1 protein-coding gene is annotated in these 499 nt (G+C 69.3%); it reads right to left on the bottom strand.

Annotated features, from left to right (window positions below; translation table 11 throughout):
* A partial coding sequence (locus AB4Z35_RS30300; RefSeq protein WP_442101201.1) for a putative Ig domain-containing protein occupies positions 1-499 on the bottom strand: 499 nt, incomplete at both ends.

Raw genomic sequence — 499 nt, 5'->3', positions numbered from 1 at the left:
GCGCCAGCCCGGACGGGAGCGTACCGCTCGTCACGGCATAGCTGTACGGCGCGGTCCCGCCGCTTGTCGACATGGTCTGGCTGTAGGCGATGGCGACCACGGGAGTCGGCAAGGTGCTCGGACTCATCGAGAGGGTTGGCGGAAGGACCGACAACGTCAGCGGACTGCTCGTCTTGGAGAACGGGCCGACACCCGTGCTGCTGTCGGTCGCTCTGACCGTAAAGTTGTAGGTGCCGGCGCTCGTGGCCGTGCCGGCCAGCGTACCGTTGGAGGCGAGGCTGATCCCAGACGGCAGTGCGCCCGAGGCGAGCGTATAGGTGTACGGCGCGGCGCCGCCGGACGCCATGGCCAGCGACTGGCTGTACGGCACGCCTGTGGTGGCGGCGGTTGGCGAGGGCAGCGCATAGTTGATCGTCGGCGCCGAAACCGTGACCGTGACCGTGGCCGGCGCCGAGGTACCCGCCCCGTTCGTCGCCGTGTAGGTGAAGCTGTCCGGGCC

Origin of the sequence: Pseudomonas sp. KB_15 (assembly GCF_052114525.1) — a bacterium.
GTDB lineage: Bacteria > Pseudomonadota > Gammaproteobacteria > Pseudomonadales > Pseudomonadaceae > Aquipseudomonas.
The sequence above is the reverse complement of the archived record's forward strand: the minus strand, read 5'-3'. Positions and strand labels throughout refer to the sequence as shown.